The sequence below is a fragment of the Billgrantia lactosivorans genome, assembly GCF_003254665.1.
Lineage (GTDB): Bacteria > Pseudomonadota > Gammaproteobacteria > Pseudomonadales > Halomonadaceae > Halomonas > Halomonas lactosivorans.
Map to the genome: position 1 here is coordinate 1 of NZ_QHGY01000020.1, position 25,606 is coordinate 25,606.

General features: G+C 69.0%; 25 protein-coding genes. 19 read left to right on the forward strand and 6 right to left on the reverse strand.

What is annotated here, in order from left to right; translation table 11 throughout:
* Both DIS04_RS19655 and DIS04_RS19660 read right to left on the reverse strand, forming a co-directional pair.
* On the reverse strand, nt 1-1,644 hold a 1,644-nt coding region (locus DIS04_RS19655), incomplete at its 3' end, for an FAD-dependent oxidoreductase (protein ID WP_111415488.1).
* A gap of 88 nt (nt 1,645-1,732) precedes the next feature.
* Complete coding sequence (locus DIS04_RS19660) at nt 1,733-2,701, reverse strand: MBL fold metallo-hydrolase (RefSeq protein ID WP_111415489.1); 969 nt, start codon at nt 2,699-2,701, stop codon at nt 1,733-1,735.
* Nucleotides 2,702-3,081: 380 nt separating this feature from the next.
* Here DIS04_RS19660 and DIS04_RS19665 point away from each other — a divergent pair, with 380 nt between their 5' ends.
* The 4 genes from DIS04_RS19665 to DIS04_RS19680 are packed head-to-tail and all read left to right on the forward strand — an operon-like array spanning nt 3,082 to nt 6,554.
* Nucleotides 3,082-4,137, forward strand: a complete 1,056-nt coding sequence (locus DIS04_RS19665) for a TRAP transporter substrate-binding protein (protein WP_111415490.1) — start codon at nt 3,082-3,084, stop codon at nt 4,135-4,137.
* A gap of 26 nt (nt 4,138-4,163) precedes the next feature.
* Nucleotides 4,164-4,715: a TRAP transporter small permease gene (locus DIS04_RS19670; RefSeq protein ID WP_111415491.1), complete on the forward strand. Its 552-nt coding sequence runs from the start codon at nt 4,164-4,166 to the stop codon at nt 4,713-4,715.
* The gene (locus tag DIS04_RS19675; RefSeq protein WP_111415492.1) at nt 4,712-6,007 is read left to right on the forward strand and encodes a TRAP transporter large permease; all 1,296 of its coding nucleotides are present in this window, start codon (nt 4,712-4,714) and stop codon (nt 6,005-6,007) included. Before DIS04_RS19670 ends, DIS04_RS19675 begins: the two co-directional genes overlap by 4 nt.
* A 34-nt stretch (nt 6,008-6,041) precedes the next feature.
* Nucleotides 6,042-6,554 carry a MarR family winged helix-turn-helix transcriptional regulator gene (locus tag DIS04_RS19680; RefSeq protein WP_245904647.1) on the forward strand — a complete coding sequence of 171 codons (513 nt, stop codon included), beginning with the start codon at nt 6,042-6,044 and terminating at the stop codon, nt 6,552-6,554.
* Nucleotides 6,555-6,569: 15 nt separating this feature from the next.
* Here DIS04_RS19680 and DIS04_RS19685 read toward each other — a convergent pair whose 3' ends face one another.
* Both DIS04_RS19685 and DIS04_RS19690 read right to left on the reverse strand, forming a co-directional pair.
* Entirely contained in the window at nt 6,570-7,421 is an 852-nt protein-coding gene (locus DIS04_RS19685; RefSeq protein ID WP_111415493.1) for an IclR family transcriptional regulator domain-containing protein, read from the reverse strand.
* 142 nt (nt 7,422-7,563) lie between these two features.
* Entirely contained in the window at nt 7,564-8,355 is a 792-nt protein-coding gene (locus tag DIS04_RS19690) for an enoyl-CoA hydratase (protein WP_111415494.1), read from the reverse strand.
* Between the two features lie 120 nt (nt 8,356-8,475).
* On the opposite strand from DIS04_RS19690, the gene DIS04_RS19695 reads away from it, so the two are divergent.
* On the forward strand, nt 8,476-9,714 hold the full coding sequence (locus DIS04_RS19695) for an amino acid deaminase (protein ID WP_111415495.1): 1,239 nt from the start codon (nt 8,476-8,478) through the stop codon (nt 9,712-9,714).
* Here DIS04_RS19695 and DIS04_RS19700 read toward each other — a convergent pair.
* Nucleotides 9,711-10,619 carry a DMT family transporter gene (locus DIS04_RS19700; RefSeq protein WP_111415496.1) on the reverse strand — a complete coding sequence of 303 codons (909 nt, stop codon included), beginning with the start codon at nt 10,617-10,619 and terminating at the stop codon, nt 9,711-9,713. The genes DIS04_RS19695 and DIS04_RS19700 overlap by 4 nt on opposite strands.
* Nucleotides 10,620-10,766: 147 nt before the next feature.
* Between DIS04_RS19700 and DIS04_RS19705 the strand changes: the two genes are divergently transcribed.
* The gene (locus tag DIS04_RS19705; protein WP_111415497.1) at nt 10,767-11,504 is read left to right on the forward strand and encodes a maleate cis-trans isomerase family protein; all 738 of its coding nucleotides are present in this window, start codon (nt 10,767-10,769) and stop codon (nt 11,502-11,504) included.
* 75 nt (nt 11,505-11,579) lie between these two features.
* Nucleotides 11,580-11,924: a hypothetical protein gene (locus tag DIS04_RS19710; protein ID WP_111415498.1), complete on the forward strand. Its 345-nt coding sequence runs from the start codon at nt 11,580-11,582 to the stop codon at nt 11,922-11,924.
* Nucleotides 11,925-12,010: 86 nt separating this feature from the next.
* Here the strand turns inward: DIS04_RS19710 and serA are convergent, their stop codons facing one another.
* Nucleotides 12,011-13,261, reverse strand: a complete 1,251-nt coding sequence (serA, locus tag DIS04_RS19715) for a phosphoglycerate dehydrogenase (protein ID WP_111415499.1) — start codon at nt 13,259-13,261, stop codon at nt 12,011-12,013.
* 213 nt (nt 13,262-13,474) lie between these two features.
* On the opposite strand from serA, the gene DIS04_RS19720 reads away from it, so the two are divergent.
* The 12 genes from DIS04_RS19720 (at nt 13,475) to tssK (ending at nt 25,605) form a co-directional block, all read left to right on the forward strand.
* A complete protein-coding gene (locus DIS04_RS19720; RefSeq protein WP_111415500.1) occupies nt 13,475-13,771 on the forward strand; it encodes an exodeoxyribonuclease VII small subunit in 297 nt (98 codons plus the stop codon).
* On the forward strand, nt 13,755-14,645 hold the full coding sequence (ispA, locus tag DIS04_RS19725) for a (2E,6E)-farnesyl diphosphate synthase (protein ID WP_111415501.1): 891 nt from the start codon (nt 13,755-13,757) through the stop codon (nt 14,643-14,645). Before DIS04_RS19720 ends, ispA begins: the two co-directional genes overlap by 17 nt.
* A 34-nt stretch (nt 14,646-14,679) precedes the next feature.
* Nucleotides 14,680-16,587 carry a 1-deoxy-D-xylulose-5-phosphate synthase gene (dxs, locus tag DIS04_RS19730; protein ID WP_111415502.1) on the forward strand — a complete coding sequence of 636 codons (1,908 nt, stop codon included), beginning with the start codon at nt 14,680-14,682 and terminating at the stop codon, nt 16,585-16,587.
* A 482-nt stretch (nt 16,588-17,069) separates the two neighbouring features.
* A complete protein-coding gene (gene tssB / locus DIS04_RS19735; RefSeq protein ID WP_111415503.1) occupies nt 17,070-17,579 on the forward strand; it encodes a type VI secretion system contractile sheath small subunit in 510 nt (169 codons plus the stop codon).
* An 81-nt stretch (nt 17,580-17,660) separates the two neighbouring features.
* A complete protein-coding gene (gene tssC, locus DIS04_RS19740; protein ID WP_111415504.1) occupies nt 17,661-19,142 on the forward strand; it encodes a type VI secretion system contractile sheath large subunit in 1,482 nt (493 codons plus the stop codon).
* Nucleotides 19,143-19,155: 13 nt separating this feature from the next.
* On the forward strand, nt 19,156-19,584 hold the full coding sequence (tssE, locus tag DIS04_RS19745; protein ID WP_111415505.1) for a type VI secretion system baseplate subunit TssE: 429 nt from the start codon (nt 19,156-19,158) through the stop codon (nt 19,582-19,584).
* Nucleotides 19,585-19,621: 37 nt separating this feature from the next.
* Nucleotides 19,622-21,385 (forward strand): type VI secretion system baseplate subunit TssF, encoded by a 1,764-nt coding sequence (gene tssF, locus DIS04_RS19750; protein ID WP_111415506.1) that lies wholly within the window; start codon nt 19,622-19,624, stop codon nt 21,383-21,385.
* Nucleotides 21,349-22,065: a type VI secretion system baseplate subunit TssG gene (gene tssG, locus DIS04_RS19755; RefSeq protein WP_340148184.1), complete on the forward strand. Its 717-nt coding sequence runs from the start codon at nt 21,349-21,351 to the stop codon at nt 22,063-22,065. Before tssF ends, tssG begins: the two co-directional genes overlap by 37 nt.
* Nucleotides 22,066-22,069: 4 nt before the next feature.
* Nucleotides 22,070-22,291, forward strand: coding sequence for a type VI secretion system baseplate subunit TssG (locus DIS04_RS20910; protein WP_340148185.1), 222 nt, complete (start codon nt 22,070-22,072; stop codon nt 22,289-22,291).
* A 4-nt stretch (nt 22,292-22,295) separates the two neighbouring features.
* Nucleotides 22,296-23,678, forward strand: a complete 1,383-nt coding sequence (tagH, locus tag DIS04_RS19760) for a type VI secretion system-associated FHA domain protein TagH (protein ID WP_111415507.1) — start codon at nt 22,296-22,298, stop codon at nt 23,676-23,678.
* A 26-nt stretch (nt 23,679-23,704) separates the two neighbouring features.
* Nucleotides 23,705-24,271, forward strand: coding sequence for a type VI secretion system lipoprotein TssJ (tssJ, locus tag DIS04_RS19765; RefSeq protein ID WP_111415508.1), 567 nt, complete (start codon nt 23,705-23,707; stop codon nt 24,269-24,271).
* Entirely contained in the window at nt 24,271-25,605 is a 1,335-nt protein-coding gene (tssK, locus tag DIS04_RS19770; protein WP_111415509.1) for a type VI secretion system baseplate subunit TssK, read from the forward strand. Before tssJ ends, tssK begins: the two co-directional genes overlap by 1 nt.
* Nucleotide 25,606: the final 1 nt, after the last annotated feature.

The window sequence follows — 25,606 nt, forward strand, 5'->3', positions numbered from 1 at the left end:
GACCTCGGCGGCGCTGACTTGGCGCCAGCGGGCGCTGACGTGCTGGTCGGGGCGGATCAGGTAGGCGACACCGCCGGTCAGGCCGTAGCGTTCGCCGACCAGGGTCTCCACGTCCTCGATCTGGCGGCTGCGCGGCAGCTCGCTCAGGGCATGCGGCGCCGGTCCGACGACCAGCAGGTCGAGATCGGCCTGGTGCGCGAGCAGCGGCTCGAGGTCGGTCCTGAGCGTCTCGGCCCGGGTGCTGTCGACGCGGCCGTCGAGCAGCAGCACGAAGCGCTCGCCGAGCTGGTTCAGCAGCCAGTCGCGCCGCCCGGCGAGGCCGATCGGGGCGTCCTTGGCGGGGCTGCCGGGGCGCAGCTCGAGCGGCAGGCCCTCGGTCTCGGGGCCGTTGAGCGGCGAGTCGTCGTAGTGGCACGGCATGGACAGGCGGCCGCTGTTGACCAGGCGGCGGGCGAAGGGGTAGTGCTCGGCCAGCTCCAGCACGCTGTCGCGGAACAGCCGGCTGACGCGGCTCTTGGGCGTGATGAAGTCGGTGGCGCGGGTCGAGTTGAGGATGTTCTCGGCGGCGCCGTGCTGGCGTTCGTCGTCGTAGGTGGCGAGCAGCGCCGCGGGGGCCTGGCCCTTGAGCACGCGGGCCAGCTTCCAGGCCAGGTTCTCGGTGCTCTGCAGCGCGCCGTTGGCGCCGCGGGCGCCGAAGGGCGAGACCTGGTGGGCGGCGTCGCCCATGAAGAACACGCGCCGGTGGATGTAGCTGTCCATCTTGCGGCAGCGGAAGGTGTAGACGCTGGCCCACTCCAGCTCGAACTCCACCTCCGCGCCGAGCATCGCCTGCACCCGCGGGCGGATGTTCTCCTCCTTCTTCTCCTCCTCGGGGTCGGCGTCCCAGCCGAGCTGGAAGTCGATGCGCCAGACGTTGTCCGGCTGGCGGTGCAGCAGCACCGACTGGTTGGGGTGGAAGGGCGGGTCGAACCAGAACCAGCGCTCGGTGGGGAAGTCCGCCTTCATGATCACGTCGGCGATCAGGAAGCGGTCCTGGAAGACCTGGCCCTTGCTCTCCAGCCCCAGCATGTCGCGGATCTTGCTGTTGGCGCCGTCGGCCACCAGCAGGTAGTCGCAGGCGAGGCGGTAGTCGCCGTGCTCGGTGCTGACCCGTACTTCGCTGCGCTCGGCCTGGCTGTCGACCTCGGTGACCTTGTGCTTCCAGCGCAGGTCGATACGGTCGCCGAGTTCATTCACGCGATCGACCAGGTACTCCTCGAAGTAGTACTGCTGCAGGTTGATGAAGGCCGGCATGCGATGGCCCTCCTCCGGCAGCAGGTCGAAGTTGTAGACCTCGCGCTGCTGGAAGAACACGCGGCCGCGCTGCCAGGTCACGCCCTTGTCGACCATCGGCTGGGCACAGCCGAGGCGGTCGAGGATCTCCAGCGTGCGCTTGGCGAAGCAGATCGCCCGCGAGCCGACGCTGACGGTGTTGTTGTCGTCGAGCACCACGCTCTCGATGCCCTGCTGGGCCAGGTCGATGGCCATGGCCAGCCCGGTGGGGCCGGCGCCGACGATCACCACCGGGCAGTGACGGACATCGTCACGGTCGAGTTCCGGCGCGCGATGATATGGGTAGACGGGATTGTTGTAGGTAGATGGCATGCTTCCTCCGACCGCGGCTGCCTTCGGGGACGAGCCGCCGGGGCCCGTCCCCGGCGCCGTTCGCCAGGCTGCTGTTGTTGGCGGCGCGTTACTGGTTCTCGACGACTTCCTGCAGCGAGTGCCACATCTGGGTATCGCGCTCGGCGGTCCAGATGCGCGGGTCGGGGTACTCGCCGCCGGCCTCGTCATAGCAGCGGGTGATGTCGAACGGCAGGCAGTGGTCGAAGATCACCCAGTGGCCGTACTTCGGCTTGAGCCTGGCGTAGGTCTCGGCGTAGCACTCGGAGAGCGACTTGCCGGCGGCCTTGCCTGCCTTGACGCTGCCGTACATGTCGGCGAGGAAGGCGCGGGTACCCTGGACCGCCTCCTGGCACAGCTCGGGTGTGGTGAGCGCCTCGCCGCGGCCCGGCACCAGCTTCTGCGGGGCCATCGCCTGCAGGCGGTCGAGGGTGGCGGGCCAGTCCTCGTGGTAGGCGTCGCCGGTGTAGGGGGTGGCGCCGTACTCGACCAGGTCGCCGGAGAACATCACCTTCTCCTCGGGCAGCCAGACCACGGTGTCGCCCTTGGTGTGGCCGCGGCCGAGGTGAATCAGGCGCACCTCGCGCTTGCCCATGAACACCGTCAGTTCCCGCTGGAAGACGATGTTGGGCCAGGTCAGGCCGGGCACCGAGTCGACCCCCTTGAACAGGCGTGGGAAGCGGCCGACCTCGGACTCGTAGTCCTGCTGGCCGCGCTCGACGATCAGGTCGTAGGTGTTCTGGCTGGCGTAGATGTTCTCGGCGCCGTAGGCCGAGGCGCCGAGCACGCGCACGGCGTGGTAGTGGGTCATCACCACGTGCTTGATCGGCAGGTCGGTGACCTCGCGGATGCGGCGGATCACGTCCTGGGCCATGATCGGCGTGGCCTGGGTGTCGATCACCATCACGCTGTCGTCGCCGATCACCACGCCGGTGTTGGGGTCGCCCTCGGCGGTGTAGGCGTACAGGCCCTCGGCCAGCTGGGTGAAGCTGACCTGCTTCTCTTCGGTGTCGGCGTGGGAAGCGAACTTCTTGCTCATGGTTCCTCCAAGGGTCGTCAGGAGCGTCGCGCGGGGCGACGCGCTGGCCAGAGTCCGGCCCGGGGTGTAGCGGGAAATGCCTGCAGCATAGTTGTAACTGAAACTATAAGTCCAGCAAGGCACGGGCCCGCTGGCGGATCTCGGCGGTTGCGATAGGCAAAAAATTGTCTGGGATCATGTATTTTGCGCGCTTTTGCTACCTAAGTCTAAGATCCGGGAATGCCAAATTAGTTGCAGGGGAGATTATCTGGCGGCATGGTGACAGCGTGAAACCTCAGGCTGTCGCCCCCCTCCGCTCTGACGGGCGAGCGCGCAGCCGGTACAACAACGCAGGACACACGTGGCGCGAGCACGCCTCCCGTGACGACCAGGAGCATGCAATGAACAACACACATCGCCTCATGATCGGTGCCGTGGCGGCGGTCAGCCTTTCTCTCGGCACGCCGGCGCTGGCCCAGGAAACCATCACCGTCAGTACCTGGGGTGGCCCCAACCACGGCATCAATACCCTCGTCTGGCCCACCTGGAAGGCATGGATCGAGGAAGCCACCGAAGGCCGCGTGACCGTCGAGGTGGTCCACGACATGGGCCCGCCGGCGGCCCAGATGGAGATCGTCGCCGACGGGGTCGCCGATGCCAGCTGGATCTTCCACGGCCACATGTCGGGGCGCTTCGAGCTGACCCAGTTGCCGGAATTCCCCACCTTCGAGGCGTTCACCTCCGAAGCCGCCTCGGCGGCCTACTGGCGCACCTACCAGGAGCACCTGGCCCAGGCGGAGGAGCATCGCGGGGTCGACGTCATGGCCATGGGCGTGCACGGCCCGGGGCAGATCTTCACCGCCGAGCAGATCGATTCCATCGACCAGCTGGCCGGCAAGCGGTTGCGCGTGGGCGGCGGGGTGATGAGCAGCCTGGCCAGCGCCATGGAGGTCTCCGGCGTGGCGATGCCGCCCACCAGCGTCTACGAGAGTGCCTCCCAGGGGGTCATCGACGGCGCCATGCTGACCCTGGAGGGGCTGCGCAGCTTCCGCGTGGCCGAGGTGCTGCCCCACACCCTGACCGTGGATGGCGGCTTCTATCGCGGCAGTTTCGCCATCGTCATGAACCCGATGTTCTGGGACCGCATCTCGCCCGAGGATCGCGAGGCGATCGAGGCCGTCTCGGGCGAGGACCTGTCGCGCCTGTTCGGCTACATGATGGACGCCATGGACGAGCGCGGCGTGGCGTTTGCCGAGGAGCAGGGCAACACCTTCACCGAGGCCTCGGAGGAGGACATCGAGCGCCTGCGCGGGGTGACCGAGGAGCTGATCGCCGAGTGGCGTGACGCCGTCGAGGGGCGCGGAATCGATACCGAAGCGGCGCTGGACCACTTCCGCGAGCAGCTCGCCCTGGCCGCCGAAGACGACGGGATCGCCGATCGCGTCGTGCACCCATAACTTCGACGACCCCTGGAGGCTTGACCATGCCGACCTCGACCTCGCGCTGGCTGCGGGTCGGCCGTGTCATGCAGCTGACGCTGGAGGGGGTGGCGGGTGCCACCCTCTTCGCCATGATGCTGCTGACCACGGCGGACGTGACCGGGCGCTACTTCTTCAACTCGCCGATCCTGGGTACCGTCGAGCTGACCCAGCTGATGCTGGCGGCGCTGGTGTTCCTGTCGCTGCCGGTGGTGTGCTGGCGCGAGGAGCACGTCAGCGTCGACCTGCTCGACAGCGTCTTTCCCGCGCGGCTGATCTGGGTCCGCCAGGTGCTGGTCAACCTGATCGTCAGCGGCGCGCTGTGGATCATGGCAAGCCGCGTCTGGGCGCTGGGCGAGCGCGCCATGCAGTGGGGCGACGTGACCGAGTTCCTGCGCATTCCCAAGGGCTACCTAATCTACCTGATGGCGGTCATGCTGGGCGTGTCGGCCGTGCTGACGCTGCTGCGCGCGCTGGGCTACCTGCTCGAAGGCGTGGGCGTGCTGGAGCGCGGCGGCCCCCTCAGCCCGACGCAAGGGCGGGGAGGTGACACGTGATCGAAGCGCTGTACGGCTTCGCCGCCCTGCTGCTGCTGGCGTTCCTGCGGGTGCCGCTGGCCTTCGCCATGGGCATCGTCGGCTTCGTGGGCTTCTACTTCCTCACCGGCAACTGGAACGCCGCCGAATCCATGGCCGCGCGGCGGGTGGTCGACACCGCCATGGACTACGGCCTGTCGGTGATCCCGCTGTTCATCCTGATGGGCAACCTGGTCTCCCATGCCGGGCTGTCGGATGCGCTGTTCCGTGCCTCCAACGGCTTCCTCGGCCACCGCAAGGGCGGCCAGGCCATGGCCACCATCGTCGCCTGCGGCGGCTTCAGCGCGATCTGTGGTTCGAGCCTGGCCACCGCCGCGACCATGGGGCGGGTGGCGATGCCGCAGATGCGCAAGTACGGCTACAAGGACACCCTGGCCTCGGCCTCCATCGCCGCCGGCGGCACGCTGGGCATTTTGATCCCGCCCAGCGTGATGCTGGTGATCTACGGCATCCTCACCGAGACCAGCATCCGCGAGCTGTTCGCTGCCGGCTTCATCCCCGGCATGCTCGGCATCGTCATGTACCTGGCGGCGGTGAAGTGGGTGATGTGGCGCGACCCCGACGCCGGCCCGGCGGGTGAACGGGTGGCCTGGCCGGAGCGCCTCATGGCGCTGAAGAGCGTCGGCAGCACGCTGGCGCTGTTCGTGCTGGTGATCGGCGGCATCTACCTCGGCGTGTTCACCCCCACCGAGGCGGCCGGCATCGGCGCCATGGGCGCCTTCCTGATCGCGCTGTGGCGCCGCGCGCTGACCCCCCAGGTGCTGATGAACGTGCTGATGGATACCGTGCGCACCACCGCCATGCTGTTCGCCGTGGTGCTCACCGCGCTGATCTTTGCCAACTTCATCAACCGCGCGGGACTGCCCGGCGACCTGCTGGCGTTCGTCAACGGGCTCGACATCTCGCCGTTCATGGTGATCCTGGTGATACTCGCCATCTACGTGCTGCTGGGCTGCGTGTTCGAGAGCATGTCGATGCTGCTGCTGACGGTGCCGGTGTTCTTCCCGGTGGTGGCGGGGCTCGGCTTCGACCTGGTGTGGTTCGGCATCCTGGTGGTGATCGTGATCGAGATCAGCTTGATCACGCCGCCGGTGGGGATGAACGTGTTCGTGCTGCGGGCGGTGCTGCCGGACGTGAGCACGGGGACGATCTTCCGCGGTGTGACGCCGTTCTGGGTGGCCGGCATGGCGCGCGCGTTGCTGGTGCTGGTGTTCCCGGGTATCGTGCTGTTCCTGCCGCAACTGCTCTATTGAACGCTGCCCAGCGTAGGGTGAGGAGTCTCGAGAGATGAACACGGAAGAGGGCCGGGCCGGCCTTGCCAGGGAGAGCGACGAGGGCCTGGCCGAACCATCGACCAAGCCGGAGCTGGACCTCAACCAGTTCCTGCCCTACCGGCTCAACAGCCTGGCCGATCGCATCAGCCAGTCGCTGGCCGAGCTCTACGAGGAGCGCTACCAGCTCAACATAGCGCAGTGGCGGGTGCTGGCCTGGCTCAGCCACTGCGACGAGCTGACGGCGAAGAAGATCTGCAGCTACACCAACATGGACAAGGCACGCGTGTCGCGGGCGATCCAGGCGCTGGAGGAGCGCGGCCTGATCCGCCGCACGCCCGCGCCCGAGGACCAGCGCCAGCAGGACCTCCACCTCACCGCCGCCGGCCAGGCGCTGCTGACCAAGCTGATCCCCGAGGCCCAGGCCTGGGAGGCGGCGCTGGTGGCGACCCTCACCGCCGGTGAGTACCGCGACCTGCTCAACGTCATGCGCAAGCTCGAACGGCAGCTGGAGCGGATCGGGCAGTAGCGGCTTCGGGTTGCCTCACGCCCTTGCGGCGGCCTCTGCCTCGGCAGGGCTGGGCACGTGCCCGCCGAGGCGGGCGGTGATCTCGGCGGCGGTTTCGTGCACCAGCGCGCCCAGCTCCGGCAGGCGTGCTTCAGGAATGCGCGCCACCGGGCCGGAGACCGAGATCGCCGCCAACGGTGTGCCGTGCTCGTCGTGCAGGCAGGCGGCCACGCAGTGCAGGCCGATGGCATGCTCCTCGCGGTCGCAGGCATAGCCCTGCCGGCGAACCTGCGCCAGGTTGGCGCGCAGGGAGTCGGCGGTATGCAGGGTGTTGGCGGTGACCCGGTCGAGCCCCCGCTCGGCCAGCACCCGGTCGAACTCGTCATCGGGCAGCCAGGCCATCAGCGCCTTGCCCACGCCCGAGGCGTGCAAGGGGGCGCGCGAGCCGAGCCGGGTGATCATGCGCATCATCTGGGGCGACTCGCTCTGGGCCAGGAACACCGCGGTGGCGCCGTCGCGGATGCCCAGGTTGGCGGTCTCGCCGGTCTCGGCGGTCAGCCGGCGCAGGAACGGCCGGCTGGTGGCGACGAAGTCGCGCGCCTCGAGGAAGCTGTTGCCGATGCGGAAGGTCTTGACGTCGATCTTCCATACCCCGAGTTCGCCATCCTGGGAAATGAAGCCCTGGCCCTGCAGGGCCTGCAGCAGGCGATGGGTGGTGGAAGGGGCGAGGTCGACCATTTCCGCCAGCTCCGATAGCGCCAGGCCGCCCGGGGTGGCCGCCAGCCGCTCGAGCAGGTTGAGCCCGCGCACCAGCGATTGACTGTGGCCGCTGGCGCTCTTGCCGGGGCCGGGCGGGCGCCCCGCCGTTCTGCGTTTGACTTCACTCACCTGCGTACTTCCTCTCCGACTGATCTGGCGGACCTTTCTGCGAAGGCCGGCAACAGGATACCGCCTCGCCGCCGACTTGTCTCGATTGCGGAAATGCCTTCCACTCTTCTTGCCCAACGGTTCTGATGTCGCTGCTCTGCCTTCAGCGATGTCGCCACCGGGGCTCCCGCTTGGCGACAAAGGCATCGATGCCCTCGGCCACATCCTCGGCCAGCATGTTGCAGGCCATGGTCTCGCCGGCGAAGGCGTAGGCCTCTTTCAGCGGCATCTGCAACTGGCGCTGGAACAGCGCCTTGCCGGTACGCAACGCCACGCGGCTCTTGGCGCCGATGCTGGCGGTGAGCTCGCCGAGCACCGCGTCCAGCGCCTCGTCGTCGGCCACGCGGTTGACCAGGCCCCACTCCAGCGCCTGCTCGGCGTCGATGAACTCGCCGGTGAGGAGCATCTCCATGGCGCGCTTGCGGCCGATGCTGCGCGACAGCGCCACCGCGGGGGTCGAGCAGAACAGCCCGACATTGATACCCGACACCGCGAAGCGCGCCGAGCGGGCGGCCACCGCCAGGTCGCAGCTGGCCACCAGCTGGCAGCCGGCGGCGGTGGCCAGTCCCTGGACCCGCGCGATCACCGGTACCGGCAGGTGCACGATGCGCTGCATCACCTCGCCGCAGCGGGCGAACAGCTCCTGGTAGTAGGCCTTGTCGGGGTTGGCGCGCATCTCCTTGAGATCGTGCCCGGCGCAGAAGGCGCGCCCCTCGGCGGCGATGACCACGCAGTGCACCGAATCGTCATTGGCCAGGCGGGCGAGTTCGCCGCCGAGTGCCTTGAGCACTTCTTCCGATAAGGCGTTGAACTGTCGCGGACGGTTCAGCGTGAGGGTGGCAACGCCGCGCTGATCGAGACGAATCACCGGGCGCTCGTCGACGGTCGTGGTCATTGTCGTATCCTGTAGTAACGTGCCCGTCACCAGCCTAGCCTGTCGTGCACGCTTTTCGTCAGCCCTGCGACCAAAGACGGTGTGGCCCGCCGCCTGGCGCCCACCCAGCGAGAGCGAAGCATGAGCGATTCGACCCCTGATCCCGAAGCCCTGCACAAGGGCACGCCACAGACGGGTGGCCGGCTGCTGGCCGACGTCAGCCTGCCCGCCGCGGTGATCCACGAGCCCGCGCTGGCCCACAACCTGGCCTGGATGCAGCGCTTCTGCGAGGCCCACGGCGCGCGCCTGGCGCCTCACGGCAAGACCACCATGTGCCCCGAGCTGTTCCACCGCCAGCTCGCCGCCGGGGCCTGGGGCATCACCCTGGCCACCGCGCCCCAGTGCCGTGCCGCCTTCCGCCACGGCGTGCATCGTCTGCTGATGGCCAACCAGCTCGTCGGCGAGGCCAACATGGCGATCGTCGCGGGGCTGATCGAAGCCGGTGCCGACTTCTACTGCGTGGTCGACAGCGTCGCCAACGTCGAGCAGCTGGCCCGCTACTTCTCCGCCTGCGGCCTGCGCCTCAAGGTGCTGATCGAGCTCGGCGTGCCGGGCGGGCGCTGCGGCTGCCGCGACACAGACGAGGTGATGGCGCTGGCCGAGCGCATCGACAGCGAACAGGCGCTGGTGCTCTCGGGCCTGGAGGGCTACGAAGGGGTGGTGCACGGCAGCGACCCCGAGCGCGCCGTTCGCGCCTATGCCTGGCAACTGGTCGAGGCGGCCCAGGGGCTGGCGCGCGACGGGCTGATCGAGACCCCGCAGCCGCTGATCACCGCGTCCGGCTCGGCCTGGTACGACCTGATCGCCGAGGTGTTCCACGAGGCGCGGCTGGGGCCTCAGTTCGTGCCGGTGCTGCGCCCCGGCTGCTACGTGGTGCACGACCACGGTATCTATGGCCAGGCCCAGCGCTCGATCCTGGAGCGCCAGCCCAGGATCGAGCGCGGGCTCAGGCCGGCCCTGGAGGTCTTCGCCCAGGTGGTGTCGCTCCCCGAGCCGGGGCTGGCCATCGTCGGCATGGGCAAGCGCGACATCGGCCACGACCAGCTGCCCGAGCCCCTGCGGCGCTACCGCGAGGGCGACGAACGGGGACGCCCCCTGCCGGTGGCGGGCTGGCGGCTGGCCAAGCTGATGGACCAGCACGCCTTCGTCGCCCTCCCCTCGGACGAGGGCGAGGCCGGCGCCGCCAACGGACGGACGCGGGTCGGCGACATCGTCGCCTTCGGGACCTCCCACCCCTGCCTGACCTTCGACAAGTGGCGGCGCATCTGTCGCGTCGACGAGCGCCTCGAGGTGCTCGAGGTGATGCACACCTGTTTCTAGCGGCCTCGGGGACGTTGCAGCTCCCGCTCCACCTTCAGGCGCGCCAGCCGGTCGCCGAACAGGTAGGCGCCGAGGGCCACCACGATCAGCGCCGCACCCAGCAGCATCGATGGCGAGGGCTGCTCCTGGTTGAGCGTCATGCCGAGGCCCAGCGCCAGAATCGGGGTAATCAACGTGACCAGCGCCACGGTGGCGGCGGGCAGGCGCGAGAGGATCAGGTAGTAGCAGAGGAAGCCGAGCAGCGAGCCGAACAGCGCCAGGTAGAGGACCGACCACAGCCCGCGAGCGCTAAGCGGCACCGCCAGGGGCTCGCCGCTGGCCAGCCACAGGAGCAGGAAGCAGGGCAGGCTCAGGCCCAGCGCGCCGAGCGTCTGCTCCAGGGGGCCGAGACCGGCGGCCACGCGCTGCACGGCGATGCCGCTGGCGCTGAACAGGGTCACGGCGAGCAGCATCATCAGCAGCGCCGGCAACTGGTCGTTGCCCAGCTCGAGGCTGTCGATGAACACCACGGCAAGGCCCGCCACGCCGAGCGTACAGCCGAACCAGTGCCAGCGGCGCAGCTTCAGGGCGCCGGGCAGCAGCTGCAGGATCAGTCCCGAGACCAGCGGCGCCATGCCGAAGATCACCGACATCATGCCCGACGGCAGCGTCATCGAGGCGTGGTAGCTCAGCGCCATGGCGCCGAACACCCCGGGTACCGCCGCGGCGTAGCTCTTCAGGGCGGGGAGGTCGCCGCGCAGGCGCCGCCGCAACAGCAGCAGTACCGCCAGGCCCGCCAGGAAAGCGAACAGCATGCGCAGCATGACGCTGCCCACCGGCGCTCCCGCCTCGGCGCTCCACTTGATGGCCAGTGGCGTGGTGGCCCACACCAGCACTACGATCAGGTAGGCGGCGGCAGTCGGCATGCGGGTCTTCCCTGGTTACGAGGCGGGGGAGGCGTGGAATATCAATCATTAGCACAACAACGACGACCGCGTCGAATCGCGCCGCCGGTAAGCGCGCCACGTCACCCGCGTCACGCCAGGCCAGGCATGACCGATCGAGAGGTAGCGATGCATCACGACCAGAGCCTGGGGATCCTGCTGCCCGAGGACGGCCCCCCCGATTACGAGTGGTACGAACTGAACGAGCGACCCGGCATCGGCGAGTTGCTGCCCGCTATCGAGGTGGGCAAGATACTCAGCGACGGCCACCACGAGCACACGGCGCTGATGTCCCTCGGCGCCACCGAGCGGCTGGCGACGGTGGGCGAGTCCCTGGTCAGGGATTCCGGCGCCCAGGCCGTGGTATGGGCCTGCACCAGCGGCAGCTTCATCGGCGGGCTGGAGTGGTCCCAGGCCCAGTCCCGCGAGCTGTCGCGATGGCTCGGCGTGCCGGCCACCAGCACCGCCCTGGCCTTTCGCGATGCCCTGGCAGCCCTCGGCCAGCGGCGGGTCGACCTGCTCAGCCCCTATCCCGCGGAGGTCACCGAACAGCTGGTACGCTTCCTGGCTGACAGCGGTGTCGCCGTGGACGGCCTGCAGGTGCTGGACTGCCCCTTCGCGGCCGACTCCCACCGGCTCGATATCGTCGCCGCCGTGGGCGATTTCGCCAGGCGCCACGAGTCGGACAGTCCGATCCTGGTGCCCGACACCGCCATCAATACCTTCGAGCGGCTCGAGGCGATGAGCCGCGAGGCCGGCCGGATGGTTCTGACGGCGAACCAGGTGAGCCTGTGGGCGGGGCTCAGGCTGCTGCGGCGGCAAGGTGGCCCGGCCCGCTATCTGCGGGCGCTGGCCGAGGCGGCATAACCTGGGTTAAGCAGGGGCCGCGGGGAGTTCTGCTATGTTCCGCCCGGGGCGGGAAATTCTGTCGATGGAGGATGAATGAGCGACGAACTGAGTGAGTTCGAGCAGAGCGTGAGGCGTGAGATCGACGCCTTCATGAAACCTGGCCACGAGCCCTCGCCAGCCCCCGCGTCGTCCCGCAGCAGCGGCCCCGGCAGGGCGACGCGCACGCAGCCGGCCGGCGGCAAGCAATCCGCCGAATCCTACAAGACCGGCCACCTGGTCCGGCTCGCGGTGAGAACGCGCAAGCTGGAGGTCGACACCGTCTTCGAGCACCGCTCCACCAGCATCTCCAAGCTCGAGGCCCAGCTCGAGGCCGAGAAGGCCGCCCGCAAAGCCGGCTACCCGATCATCGGTTATGTGATCGACATCCAGAGCCTGTAGCGCGCCTGCGCGGGGCCGGCACGACCCGAACGAAAGCGCCGCGCTCGTGAGCGCGGCGGGGCGAGCAGAGCCGGCCGCGGGCCTGCCTACTCCTCGAAGTTGGTCTCGGAGTAGAGCACCCGTACGCGCAGGGTGTGCTCGACCTTGCGCAGCGCCTCGAGCGCCTGGGGGCCGTAGGCCTTGTCCACGTCGATGACCACGTAGCCGACCTTCTCGTTGGTCTGCAGGTACTGGCCGGAGATGTTGATGTCGTTCTCGGACAGCACCCGGTTGATCTCGGAGAGCACCCCCGGCACGTTGTCGTGGATGTGCAGCACGCGATGCTTGTCCGGGTGCGCCGGCAGCGCAACCTCGGGGAAGTTGACCGAGGTGACGGTGGTGCCGTTGTCGGAGTAGGTGATCATCTTCTCGGAGACCTCGATGCCGATGTTCTCCTGGGCCTCGAGGGTGGAGCCGCCGATGTGCGGGGTGAGGATCACGTTGGGCAGGCCGCGCAGGGGGCTGACGAACTCCTCGTCGTTGCCCTTGGGCTCCACCGGGAAGACGTCGATGGCGGCGCCGTAGAGCCGGCCGGCCGCGAGCGCCTCGGCCAGGTCCTCGATCACCACCACGCTGCCGCGCGAGGCGTTGATCAGGATGCCGCTGGGCTTCATCAGCGCGAGCTGCTCCTTGGCGATCATCCACTTGGTGGAGGGCAGCTCGGGCACGTGCAGACTGACCACGTCGGCCCGGGCCAGCAGCTCCTCGAGGCTCGCCACCTGGCTGGCGTTGCCCATGCCGAGCTTGGTCACCACGTCGTAGAAGATGACGTTGAAGCCGAGCGACTCGGCCAGCACCGAGAGCTGGGCGCCGATGTTGCCGTAGCCGACGATGCCCAGGGTCTTGCCGCGGGCCTCGTGGGAGGCCTTGGCACTCTTGAGCCAGCCGCCCTGGTGGGCACGGGCGTTCTTCTCGGGGATGCCGCGCAGCAGCATGATCGCCTCGGCCAGCACCAGTTCGGCCACCGAGCGGGTGTTGGAGTAGGGCGCGTTGAACACCGGGATGCCGCGCGCGAGCGCCGCATTGAGGTCGACCTGGTTGGTGCCGATGCAGAAGCAGCCCACGGCGTTGAGCTTCTCGGCGGCGGCGAAGATCCGCTCGTTGAGCTGGGTGCGCGAGCGGATGCCGAGGAAGTGCACGTCGCGGATCTTGTCGATCAGCGAGGCCTCGTCGAGCGAGGTGGGCAGATGCTCGATGTTGGTGTAACCGGCATTCAGGAAATTGTCCACCGCGCTCTGGTGGACGCCCTCGAGCAGCAGGATCTTGATCTTGCTCTTGTCCAGGGACGTTTTGGCCATGGTCGAATCAACCCCTTTCTTGGTGCGCCGCGTGCTGGAAAACAGGGCGCTCATGTTAACACAACCGCTACCCGCGAAGATGAAATTGCTGCGTCGCGAAGATGAGCGCCCTGCACGTTGCGCGTGCCGGTAGACGCCCCTCGGGGCAGTGCGTATAGGGCAGGGCGTGTATACTGTGCGTCCTGAAATCAGCGGCGACGAGCTAGAGGTGTCATGGCCGAACGTGACAAGCAGGCGGCGGGCGAAATGGCGGCGAGCGAGGAGGCCGAAGCCGATTTCGCGACTACCGTGGAGAGACTGGAACAGCTGGTGGAGCGCCTGGAGTCCGGCGAGCTGTCGCTGGAGGGCTCGCTCGCCGCGTTCGAGCAGGGCGTGCGCCTGACCCGTGACGCCCAGCGCCGCCTGGACCAGGCCGAGCTGCGGGTGCGCACCCTGATCGAGCGCCCCGACGGCAGCGTCGACTTCGCTCCCTTCGATGCCCCGGCGGCGGAGGATGACAGTGAACGCTGAACCGCTCGCGGCGCGCCTGGCCGCCGATCGGGCGCGTGTCGATGCCTGCCTGGCGAAGCTGTTCGAGGCCCGCCAGCCTTCGGCGCCGCGGCTGGAGGCGGCCATGCGCCACGGTCTGCTGGTGGGCGGCAAGCGGCTGCGGCCGCTGCTGGTCTACCTGGCGGGACGCGCCCTGGGGGCCGGCGACGAGGCGCTCGACGCGCCGGCCGCCGCCGTCGAGCTGATCCATGCCTACTCGCTGGTGCACGACGACCTGCCGGCGATGGACGACGACGACCTGCGCCGCGGCCAGCCCACGGTGCACCGCGCCTACGACGAGGCCACGGCGATTCTCGCCGGCGATGCGCTGCAGAGCCTGGCGTTCGAGGTGCTGGCGCGCGCCGCCCACCCGCGCCTGCCGGCGCTGATCCATACGCTGGCCACGGCCGCCGGCCGCGACGGCATGGTGGGGGGGCAGGCGCTGGACCTGGCCGCCGTTGGCGGCCACCCTGACGTCGAGGCCCTGGCCACCATGCACGCGCACAAGACCGGAGCGCTGATCCGCGCGGCGGTGCGCATGGGGGCGCTGGCGGCGGTGGCGGAGAACGACCCCCGCGTGACGGCGCTGGACCGCTACGCCGCGGCGCTCGGCCTGGCCTTCCAGATCCACGACGACGTCCTCGACGTCACCGGCGACACCCGCACGCTGGGCAAGGCGTCGGGGGCCGACGCGGCGCGCGACAAGCCCACCTATCCCGCCCTGCTGGGGCTGGAAGGCGCCCGGCGCCGGGCCAGCGAGCTGACCGAGGAGGCGCTGTCGGCGCTGGCGCCGCTGGGCGAGGCGGGTGAGCCGCTCGCGCAGCTGGCCCGCTACATGATCGAGCGCGACCACTAGCCACATGGCACTAGCCAGGACGACCGAATCGCACATGAAGCTCTACGACGTAATTCCTGTCGAGCGCCCGGTGACCCCGTTGCTCGATTCGCTGGACACCCCGGCGGCGCTGCGGGCCATGACCGGCAGCCAACTGCTGCAGGTGGCCGACGAGCTGCGTGCCTACCTGCTCTACAGCGTGGGTCGCAGCGGTGGCCATTTCGGCGCCGGGCTGGGCGTGGTGGAACTCAGCGTGGCGCTGCACCACGCGCTGGAGACGCCCCACGACCGGCTGGTGTGGGACGTCGGCCACCAGGCCTACCCGCACAAGATCCTCACCGGGCGGCGCGAGGCGATGCCCAGCATCCGCCAGTACGGTGGCCTGGCCGCCTTCCCGCGTCGCGCCGAATCGCCTTACGACACCTTCGGCGTGGGCCACTCCAGCACCTCGATCTCGGCGGCGCTGGGCATGGCCCTGGCCAGCGCCACCCGCGGCGACCGGCGCCGGGTCTGCGCGGTGATCGGCGACGGCGCGCTGACCGCGGGCATGGCCTTCGAGGCGTTGGCCCACGCCGGCCACGTCGATGCCAATCTGCTGGTGGTGCTCAACGACAACGAGATGTCGATCTCCGAGAACGTCGGCGGCATCGCCAGCTACCTGGCGGGCATCCTCTCCAGCAAGCCCTACCTGGCCTTCCGCGAGGAGGGCAAGCGGGTGCTCTCGCGCCTGCCGGGTGCGCTGGAGCTGGCGCGCCGCACCGAGGAGCACATGAAGGGCATGGTCAGCCCGGCCACGCTGTTCGAGGAGATGGGTTTCAACTACATCGGCCCGCTCGACGGCCACGACCTGCCCAGCCTGATCCAGACCCTGCGCAACATCCGCGACCTCGACGGCCCCCAGTTCCTGCACGTGAAGACCCGCAAGGGACGCGGCTTCCTGCCCGCCGAGGCCGACCCCATCGGCTACCACGCCATCACCAAGCTGGAAAAGAACGGCGAGGGGGCGACCACCAAGCCCGCCGCGGCGGTCAAGAAAGGCCCCAAGTACTGCAACGTCTTCGGCGAGTGGCTATGCGACATGGCCGCCGTCGACGAGCGCCTGATCGGCATCACCCCGGCGATGCGTGAAGGTTCCGACCTGATCCGCTTCTCCAAGGAGTATCCCGAGCGCTACTACGATGTCGCCATCGCCGAGCAGCATGCGGTGACCCTGGCGGCCGGCATGGCCTGCGAGGCGATGAAGCCGGTGGTGGCGATCTACTCCACCTTCCTGCAGCGCGGCTACGACCAGCTGATCCACGACGTGGCGGTGCAGGCGCTCGACGTCACCTTCGCCATCGACCGCGCCGGCCTGGTGGGCGAGGACGGCCCCACCCACCACGGCAGCATGGACCTCTCCTACCTGCGCTGCGTGCCCGGAATGGTGATCCTGGCCCCGGCCGACGAGGCGGAGTGCCGCGCCATGCTCAGCGCCGCCTACCACTATCCCGGTCCGGCCGCGGTGCGCTACCCCCGCGGCAGCGGCCCCGGGGCTGCCATTCCCAGCCATCTCGAACCGCTGGAGATCGGCAGGGCCGAGCGGCGCCGCGAGAGCGGCGCCGCGGCGGGGCGGCGCGTGGCCCTGCTCGCCTTCGGCAGCCTCAACGGCCCGGCGGGCGACGTGGCCGAAGCGCTCGACGCCACCCACCTCAACATGCGCTCGGTCAAGCCGCTCGATCGCGAGGCGGTGCTGAAGGCCGCCGCCGAGCACGACCTGCTGGTCACCCTCGAGGAGAACGTGGTCGCCGGCGGCGCCGGCAGCGGCGTGAACGAACTGCTCGCCGCCGAGGGCGTGCCGGTCGCCCTCCTCAACCTGGGCCTGCCCGACGCCTTCGTCGAGCACGGCAAGCCCGCCGAACTGCTGGCGGAATGCGGCCTGGATGCCGCCGGCATCGAGGCGGCGGTTCGCGCTCGCCTCGCCTGACCCGTGCGGGCCGGGCATCTCCTGCCCGGCCCGGTTGCCTCAGCCCCGACGACCTGTGTTGTGCCCTCGTCAGCGCCTCCGACCTGGTGTCGGAGCGAGGTGATTGGCGCATCGATTTGCCTTATATCTCTTATATTGTTGTAGCTAATTTCCTACACGGCCCGTAAGCCATTGGCGGGCCGACGTGTCGTCCTGTGCCTGCAGCATGACCTCGACCCGCATCCCTTCGCTGCTGGTAGCGGAATCGTGTAAGCCAGTACGACATCGCGTTATGCCCTTGTAACCGTCCTGGGTGCCAAAGTGCCGTTTGGCACATGGGTCCTGCCTGTTTACCCTCTCGCCTCACGAGCAAGGGGGCACCGATTCTCACTTGACCACTGTCGCATCAGCCTGCACGCCGCGGGCCGATGCGGGCGGCTCGTGGGGCGTTGCCGACTCTGCAAGGCGATCCGAAACGAGGCGGCTCATCAGGGAGCTTCAGCATGGCGAAGGAAGGAACCGTTGCGCCGAAAGAGCGCATCAACATCAAGTACGTGCCGGCCACCGGCGATCAGCAGGCGGAGACCGAACTGCCGCTCAAGCTGCTGGTGGTGGGCGACTTCAAGGGCGCTGCCGAGGCGACGCCGATCGAGGCGCGGGAAAAGGTCTCGGTGGACAAGAACAACTTCCAGTCGGTGATGCGCGAAGCCGGCCTGGGGTTGACGGCCAGCGTGCCCAATCGGCTCGAGGAGGGCGGGGAGCCCGGCGAGCTGGCGGTCAACCTCGAGTTCAAGTCGCTCGAGGATTTCACACCCGACAGCGTGGCGCGCCAGGTGCCGGAGCTGCGCAAGCTGGTCGAGCTGCGCGAGGCGCTGGTGGCGCTCAAGGGCCCGCTGGGCAACGTGCCGAACTTCCGCGACCGCCTGCAGAAGCTGATGGAGAGCGAGGAGGCGCGCGCCCAACTGCTCGCCGAACTCGAGCTGCTGGATTCCCGGGACGACTCGCACGACTGACGCATCCATCGACAACGCAGCCGGGCGCGGCGAGCCCTAGCGCGGATGCCCCCGGCAGGCAAAGGATTCGAGGCACGTACAATGAGCGAAATGGCACAGACGCAGGGACAGGCCGCCGAGGCCCAGGCCGAAGGGTCGCTGCTCGACCAGGTGATGGCGCAGACCCGGATGGCGCCGAGCGAGGAGGGCTACGACATCGCCAGGCAGGGCGTGGCCGCCTTCATCGCCGAGCTGTTGCAGAGCAAGGACGACACCCCGCAGGTCAACAAGGCGGTGGTCGACCGCATGATCGTCGAGCTCGACCGCAAGATCGGCAACCAGGTCGACGCGATCCTCCACGACCAGGGGTTCCAGCAGATCGAATCGGCCTGGCGTGGCCTCAAGCTGCTGGTCGACCGCACCGACTTCCGCCAGAACATCAAGCTCGACCTGCTCCACGCCACCAAGGAGGAGCTGCTCGAGGACTTCGAGTTCGCCCCCGAGCTGAGCCAGAGCGGGCTCTACCAGCACGTCTACGCGGCCGAGTACGGCCAGTTCGGCGGCGAGCCGGTGGGGGCCATCATCGGCAACTACGACTTCACGCCCTCGACCCCCGACATCAAGCTGCTGCAGTTCACCGCCGCGGTGGGCGCCATGGCCCACGCGCCGTTCCTCTCCTCGGTGGCGCCGAGTTTCTTCGGCATCGACAGCTTCCAGGAGCTGCCCAACATCAAGGACTTCAAGGCGATCTTCGAGGGGCCCAAGTACGCCCGCTGGCGCAGCCTGCGCGAGTCCGAGGACGCCCGCTACCTGGGCCTGACGGCGCCGCGCTTCCTGCTGCGAATGCCCTACGACCCGGTGGAGAACCCGGTCAAGACCTTCCACTACCGCGAGACGGTGAGCGAGAACCACGAGCACTACCTGTGGGGCAACACCGCCTACCTGCTCGCCGAGCGCCTCACCGACAGCTTCGCCAAGTACCGCTGGTGTCCCAACATCATCGGGCCGCAGAGCGGTGGCGCGGTGGAGAACCTGCCGGTGCACACCTACGAGGCGCTGGGCCAGCTGCAGGCCAAGATCCCCACCGAGGTGCTGGTCACCGATCGCCGCGAGTTCGAGATGTCCGAGGAGGGCTTCATCTCGCTGACCATGCGCAAGGGCAGCGACAACGCCGCCTTCTTCTCGGCCAACTCGGTGCAGAAGCCCAAGGTCTTCCCCAACACGCCCGAGGGCAAGAGCGCCGAGACCAACTACAAGCTCGGCACCCAGCTGCCCTACATGTTCATCGTCAACCGCCTGGCCCACTACATCAAGGTGCTGCAGCGCGAGCAGATCGGCTCCTGGAAGGAGCGCCAGGATCTCGAGCGCGAGCTCAACGTGTGGATCCGCCAGTACGTCGCCGACCAGGAGAACCCGCCGGCCGAGGTGCGCAGCCGCCGTCCGCTGCGGGCCGCCTCGATCCAGGTCTCCGACGTCGAGGGCGACCCGGGCTGGTATCAGGTGTCGCTGGCGGTGCGCCCGCACTTCAAGTACATGGGCGCCAACTTCGAGCTGTCGCTGGTGGGTCGCCTGGACAAGGAGTGAGGGAGGCGCGGCCATGACGCTATATGGCGGTGTGCTGGGGAATCGCCTGTTCGAGCGCCTGGCGGCCCCCGGCCGCTCGGGGGAGGTCGTCGCCGAGGCCAGCCTTGCCGAGGTCGTCGAGTCGATCAAGCGCCACCTGGTCGACCTGCTCAACAGCCACCCGGGGCACAGCGAGTGCGCCCCGGAACTGGGCCTGCTCGATTTCAACGACGCGACCATCGGCGTGCTCGACCTGGAGCGCAACATCCAGCGCGCCATTCGCCAGTGCATCGAACGCTTCGAACCGCGCGTGCGACAGGTGGAGGTGGAGTCGCTGCCGCGCGGCAGCGACCCGCTGCAGCTGCGCTTCCAGGTACACGCCACGGTGGAGCTGGGCCGCGACCAGGGCCAGGCCACCATCGATCTGCTGCTCAACGACAAACGCTACCAGTGCCTGAACTGAGCACCGAGGTGGCCAGGCCCCAGGGAGTGAGGCGCGCATGCTCAATCGTTACTACCGGGACGAGCTCGACTACCTGAAGCTGCAGGGGCGGGAGTTCGCCGAGGCCAACCCCGGCCTCAGCCGTTTCCTCTCCGAGCGCAGCACGGACCCGGACGTCGAGCGCCTGCTGGAGGGCTTCGCCTTCCTCACCGGGCGCATGCGCGAGAAGGTCGAGGACGAGTTCCCCGAGCTGACCCACTCGCTGATCGCCATGCTGTGGCCCAACTACCTGCGCCCGGTGCCGAGCATGACGATCATGCAGTTCACGCCCAAGCGGGGGGCGCTGAGCGGGCCCCAGGAGGTGGCCGCCGGCACCACGCTGGCGGCGCGCCCGATCGACGGTACCGCCTGCCGCTTTCGCACCTGCCACGACGTGGCGCTCTATCCGCTGCTGCACGGCGGCGTCGAGGCGCACCATTCGCGGGAGTCCTCGATCGTCGAGCTGGCCCTCGACGTGGATGGCGACCAGCCGCTCGATGCCCTGGGCGTCGATCACCTGCGGCTCCACCTCGGCGGTGGCGGCTATACCGCGCGCAGCCTCTACCTGTGGCTCGGCCACTACCTGTCGCGCCTGGAGCTGGTGGTCGACGGCGAGGTCGTGCCGATGCCCCGCGACATGCTCGTGCCGGTAGGCTTCGAGCCCGGGCATGCGCTGCTGCCCTACCCGCGCAACGTGCACCAGGGCTACCGCATCCTGCAGGAGTACCTGTGCTTTCCCGAGGCCTTCCACTTCGTCGACCTGGTCGGGCTGGGTCGCTACCTGCCGGCGCGGCAAGCCTCGCGGATCGTGCTGCGCTTCGTCTTCTCGCGCACCCTGCCGGCCGATGCCAGGGTGCGCGACGAGCACCTGGCGCTCTACTGCGCGCCGGCGATCAACCTGTTCAGCCATGACGCCGACCCCATCGACCTCAACGGCGAGCGCAGCGAATACCGCATTCGTCCCAGCAGCCGCGCACCGGCACATTACGAGGTGTTCAGCGTCGACGCGGTGCAGGGGTGGCTGGAGAGCGACAGCGGCAAGCTGCGCGGCGAGCCGCGCCAGTACGTGCCGTTCGAGAGCTTCCAGCACCAGATCGAGCGCGACCGCGGTCGCGAGGCCCGCTACTACCGGGCGCGCGTGCGCGACAGCCTGCGCGGCGACGGTTTCGACCACGACATCGCCTTCGTGCGCGGTGACGAGCAGGCCTGCCTGGGCATGCGCGAAACCATCTCGCTGCGGCTGACCTGCAGCAACCGTACCCTGCCCGAGCGCCTGGCGGTGGGCGACATCTGCGCCTCCACCGACACCAGCCCGGTGTTCGCCGACTATCGCAACATCACTCGACCCACGGCGACGCTGCGCCCGACCCTGGACGGCAGCCTGCTGTGGACGCTGATCTCCAACCTGTCGCTCAACTACCTGTCGCTGCTCGAGCGTGACGCGCTGTGCTCGGTGCTGCGCGCCTACGATTTTCGCGCCCTGGTCGACCGCCAGGCCGAGCGAATCTCGCAGAAGCGCCTGGCCGGGATAATCGACATCGACACCCGCTCCATCGATCGCCTCAAGCGCGGACTGCCGGTGCGGGGGTTGCGCTCTGTGATGACCCTGGACCAGGAGGCCTTCGGCGACGAGGGCAGCCTGTACCTGTTCGGCAGCGTGCTGGCGCGCTTCTTCTCGCTCTACGCCAGCATCAACTCGTTCCATGAACTGCACGTCGTCAATCGCCATAACCAGGAACGCTACGCATGGACCTTGCAGCCGGGCCAACAACCCCTGATCTAGCCCCGGCGGCCCTGATCGAAGGGGCCCGGCGCTATGACTTCTACCAGCTCGTCGAGCTGCTGCATCGGCATCACGACGACGACCTCGAGCGGGCCGCCAACGTGCGCCCGGGCCGTGAGCGGGTGCGCTTCAGCGCCTCGGCGTCGCTGGGGTTCCCCGGCAGCGACGTGGTGACGCTCGAGCCCCGACCCCGCGGCGCCTACGCACTGGAGGTCAGCTTCTTCGGCCTGCAGGGGGCGCAGTCGCCGTTGCCCGGCTACTACCTGGAGTCGCTGGCCCACGAGGCGGCCCATCACGAGGGAGTGGCCCGCGACTTCCTCGATTTCTTCAATCATCGCCTGCTGACGCTGGTGCATCGCAGCTGGCGCAAGTACCGCCACTACGTGCGCTACCAGGACGGCGCCGGCGACGGCTTCTCCGCTGCGGTATTCGCCCTGGTCGGGCTGGCCGACGAGGAGCTGCGCGGCGAGACGCCGATCAACTGGGGCAAGATGCTGGCCTACGCCGGGCTGCTGGCGGGGCGCTCGCGTTCGCCGGAAGTGGTCGAGAGCGTGGTCGGCCACTGCTTCGATCTCGACGACGTGAGCGTCGAACAGTGGGTGCACCGCTGGGTCGAGATCCCCGAGGACCAGCGCAGTCGCGCCGGCCNTGAAGGGGCTCGGTCTCGCCCGCTTCCGTGACTTCCTGCCCGACGGCCGCGAGCATGCGCCGCTCAGGACGCTGGTCAGCTTCGTGCTGCGCGAGCCGCTGGCCTACGACCTGGAACTCGAACTGCTGGAGAGCGCGGTACAGCCCATGCGGCTCGGCGACCACGGCTGCTGCCAGCTCGGCTGGACCACGTTCGTCAGTCCTCAATCCGGCACCGCCTCGCGGCGACGCCGGGTGCGCATTCAGATGGCAGGGTAACGCGATGTCCCACCTCACCCGATCCCAGCTCGCCGCCGGCGCCGTCACCCTGGTGGTACTCAACAGCGAGCGGCTGGAAGGGCGCTCCACCAGCAGCCACGTCTTTCCCGTCGGCGGGGGCACCCTGGGCAGTGCCGGCAGCGACGACTGGCTGCTGCAGGACCACGCCGGGCGCATCCGTCCCGCGCATGCCGAGATCCGCCTGCTCGACGGGCAGTTCTGCCTGGTCGACCGCAGCGGCCATACCTTCATCAACCACGCCACCCTGCCGCTGGGGCGTGACCGCCGGGTCGCCCTGCGCGACGGCGACGAGCTGGGGATAGGCGAGTACCGGGTCCGCGTGCACCTGGGCGACCGTCAGGCCGGGCTCCCCGGCTCCCAGCCGCTCGCCGCGCTGATCGACGAGGAGCAGGAGGCCTTGGCCGGGCAGGAGGTCGTGGCGTACCGCGCTACGCCCGCGGCGGCCTTTCCATCGCCCCGCCGCGACGACCCCCTCGAGGCACTGGGCGCAGCCACGCCCGGTGCCAGCCAGCGCGATCCACTCACGGCACTGTCCGGCCACGGCGAGGTCGGCGACGACGGCGACACGCTGATCGAGACCCTGGAGGCGCAGGGCTGGGGCGACGCCCTACCACAGCAACCGCAGGCACGGCGCGAGACGCCGTCGACGCTACGACGCTACGAGGACGACACACTGATGAACCGGGAAATGGACGAAGGGCTGTTGAACGATCTGGAACGCTCCGTCGGCGAGCAGCTCGAGGAGCGCTGGCAGGATGCCGCGCCGGCGAGCGCCGCGAGCGCCGGCGGCGAGCCGCTGCTGCGTGCCTTGGGCGCCGAACTGCGCTTCGCCGACAGCGAGGAGCAGCTCAACTTCCTCGCCGAGGCCGGCCAGACCCTGCGCGCCGCGATCGAGGGGCTGCAGGCGCTGCATCGGGCCCAGGACGACAGCCGCTATCCGCTGCGCGACCGTCGCCTGCAGCCGATCGAGGACAACCCGCTACGCCTGGGCCAGCCCTACCGCGACACCGTGGCGACGCTGTTTTCCGCGCGCCGCAGCCCGGTACACCTCTCGGCGCCGGCCGCGGTGGCCGAATGCCTCACGCATCAGGGGCAGCACCAGGCGGCGGTGGAGGAGGCCATCGGCGAGGCGCTGCAAGCCATACTCGATGCCTTTGCCCCCGATGCGCTGCTCAGGCGCTTCCATGCCTACCGCGGCGCCGGCAATCGCCTCGACGACGAGGGCAGCTGGGCCTGGGAGATGTACCGCCACTACTACCAGGAGCTCAACTCCGGCCGCCAGCAGGGCTTCGCCAAGCTGTTCTGGGAGGTGTTCGAGCAGGCCTACGACCAGTCGGTGCGGCGCCAGCAGCGCGAAGCCAAGTGAGCACAACAGGAAGGGACGCAGGAAACATGAGCACAAGACATTCGAGCGCCAATCATGTGGCCGAACAGGCCCTGCGCTGGGCCGCGGTGGCACTGCTGGCGCTGGCACTCGGCGGCTGCGCCTCGACCCGCGAGGCCGCCGGCAAGGCCTGGCAGGTGATGCGCGACCCCGCCATCCCGGTGGGTTACCCCGAGGATCGGCCGACCACGGTCGACCTCGCCATGCTCGCCGAGCCCGACGTCAACCCCAACCTCGAGGGTGACGGCACGCCGCTGCGCTTCCAGATCCTCCAGCTCAAGGACGATTCGATGCTGATGGCGGCCGATCATGCGCAGCTGCGCGACGACCTCGAGGACGCCCTGGGCACCAACTACCTCTCGCATGACGACTTCACCCTGCTGCCCGGGCAGTGGAAATTCTACGAGCCGTTCGAGATCGACGAGGAGACCCGCTACATCGGCCTGATCGCCTTCTTCAACGACCCCGACCAGACCGAGTGGAAGAAGATCGTGAAGGTCGACTCGCACAGCGAGGACTACCACTTGCTGGTGCACCTGCGCGCCGCCGAGGCCGAGCTGAGGAAGGAAGAGTGATGGGCAGCCGCAACCGAGTGGTCTGGAGCGAAGGGCTGTTCATCAAGCCGCAGCACTTCCAGCAGCAGCAGCGCAGCCTCGAGGGCCTGCTCGAGGTGCGCCTGCGCGGCATCAGCCATGCGCTGTACGGCTTTCAGCTGCTGGAACTCAACGCCGAATACCTGAGCTTCGGGCGCATCGCCATCGGCCGCGCCAGCGGCGTGATGCCCGACGGCACGGCGTTCCAGCTGCCCGACGACGACATCGAGCCGCAGCCGCTGGAGATCGACGACGCCGGCATCGCCAACCAGCTCGTCTACCTGTGCCTGCCGCTGGCCACCGATGCGGTGGGGGAGGTGCGCTGGCCCGACGACGACCTGCCGACCCGCTACCGCCTGGCCCAGCGCAGCGTGCGCGACCTGCACTCCCGCGACGGTGACACCGCCTTGCTCGATGTGGCTCGGGTCGCTCCCCGGCTTCTGCTCGAGCGCGACGACCGCAGCGCCTACACCTGCCTGGCGGTGGCGCGCATCCACGAACGGCGACCCGACGGCAGCCTGGTGCTCGACGAGCAGTTCATCCCGACCCTGCTCAACGTCCAGGCGGCCCCGGTGCTGCAGCGTTTCGTCGGCGAGATGGCCGGGCTGATGCGCGAACGTGCGCGCAACATCGCCCATCGCCTTGCCTCGCCGCACCAGGCCGGCGTCGCCGATGTCGCCGACTTCATGCTGCTGCAACTGCTCAACCGCGCCCAGCCGCGCTTCCAGCACCTGGCACGCCTGGGCCACCTGCACCCGGAGCGGCTGTTCGCCGCCATGCTCGAGACCGCCAGCGAGCTGGTCACCTTCACCGACGAGTCGCGGCTGCCGCCGGAGTACCCGGCCTACGACCACGACCACCCCGAGCGCGCCTTCCGCCAGCTCATGCAGAGCCTGCGCCAGGCGCTCTCCACGGTGCTCGAGCCGCGGGCGCTGGCGATCCAGCTACAGTCGCGGCGCTACGGCCTGCTGGTGGCGCCGCTGGCCGACCCGGCCCTGCTCGACAGCGCCGACTTCATCCTCGCGGTGCGCGCCGACATGCCCCACGAGCGGCTGCGCAAGCTGTTCCTGCAGCAGACCAAGGTGGCCAGCGTCGAGCGCATTCGCGACCTCATCAGCCTGCAGCTTCCCGGCGTGCCGCTGGAGCCGCTGCCGGTGGCGCCGCGCGAACTGCCCTACCACGCCGGCTACAGCTACTTCCGCCTCGACCGGCAGAGCCAGGCCTGGAGCATGCTCGACGGTGCCAGCGGCTTCGCCTTCCATGTGGCGGGCGAATTCCCCGGCCTTGAAATGCAGTTCTGGGCGATCAGGAGCTAAG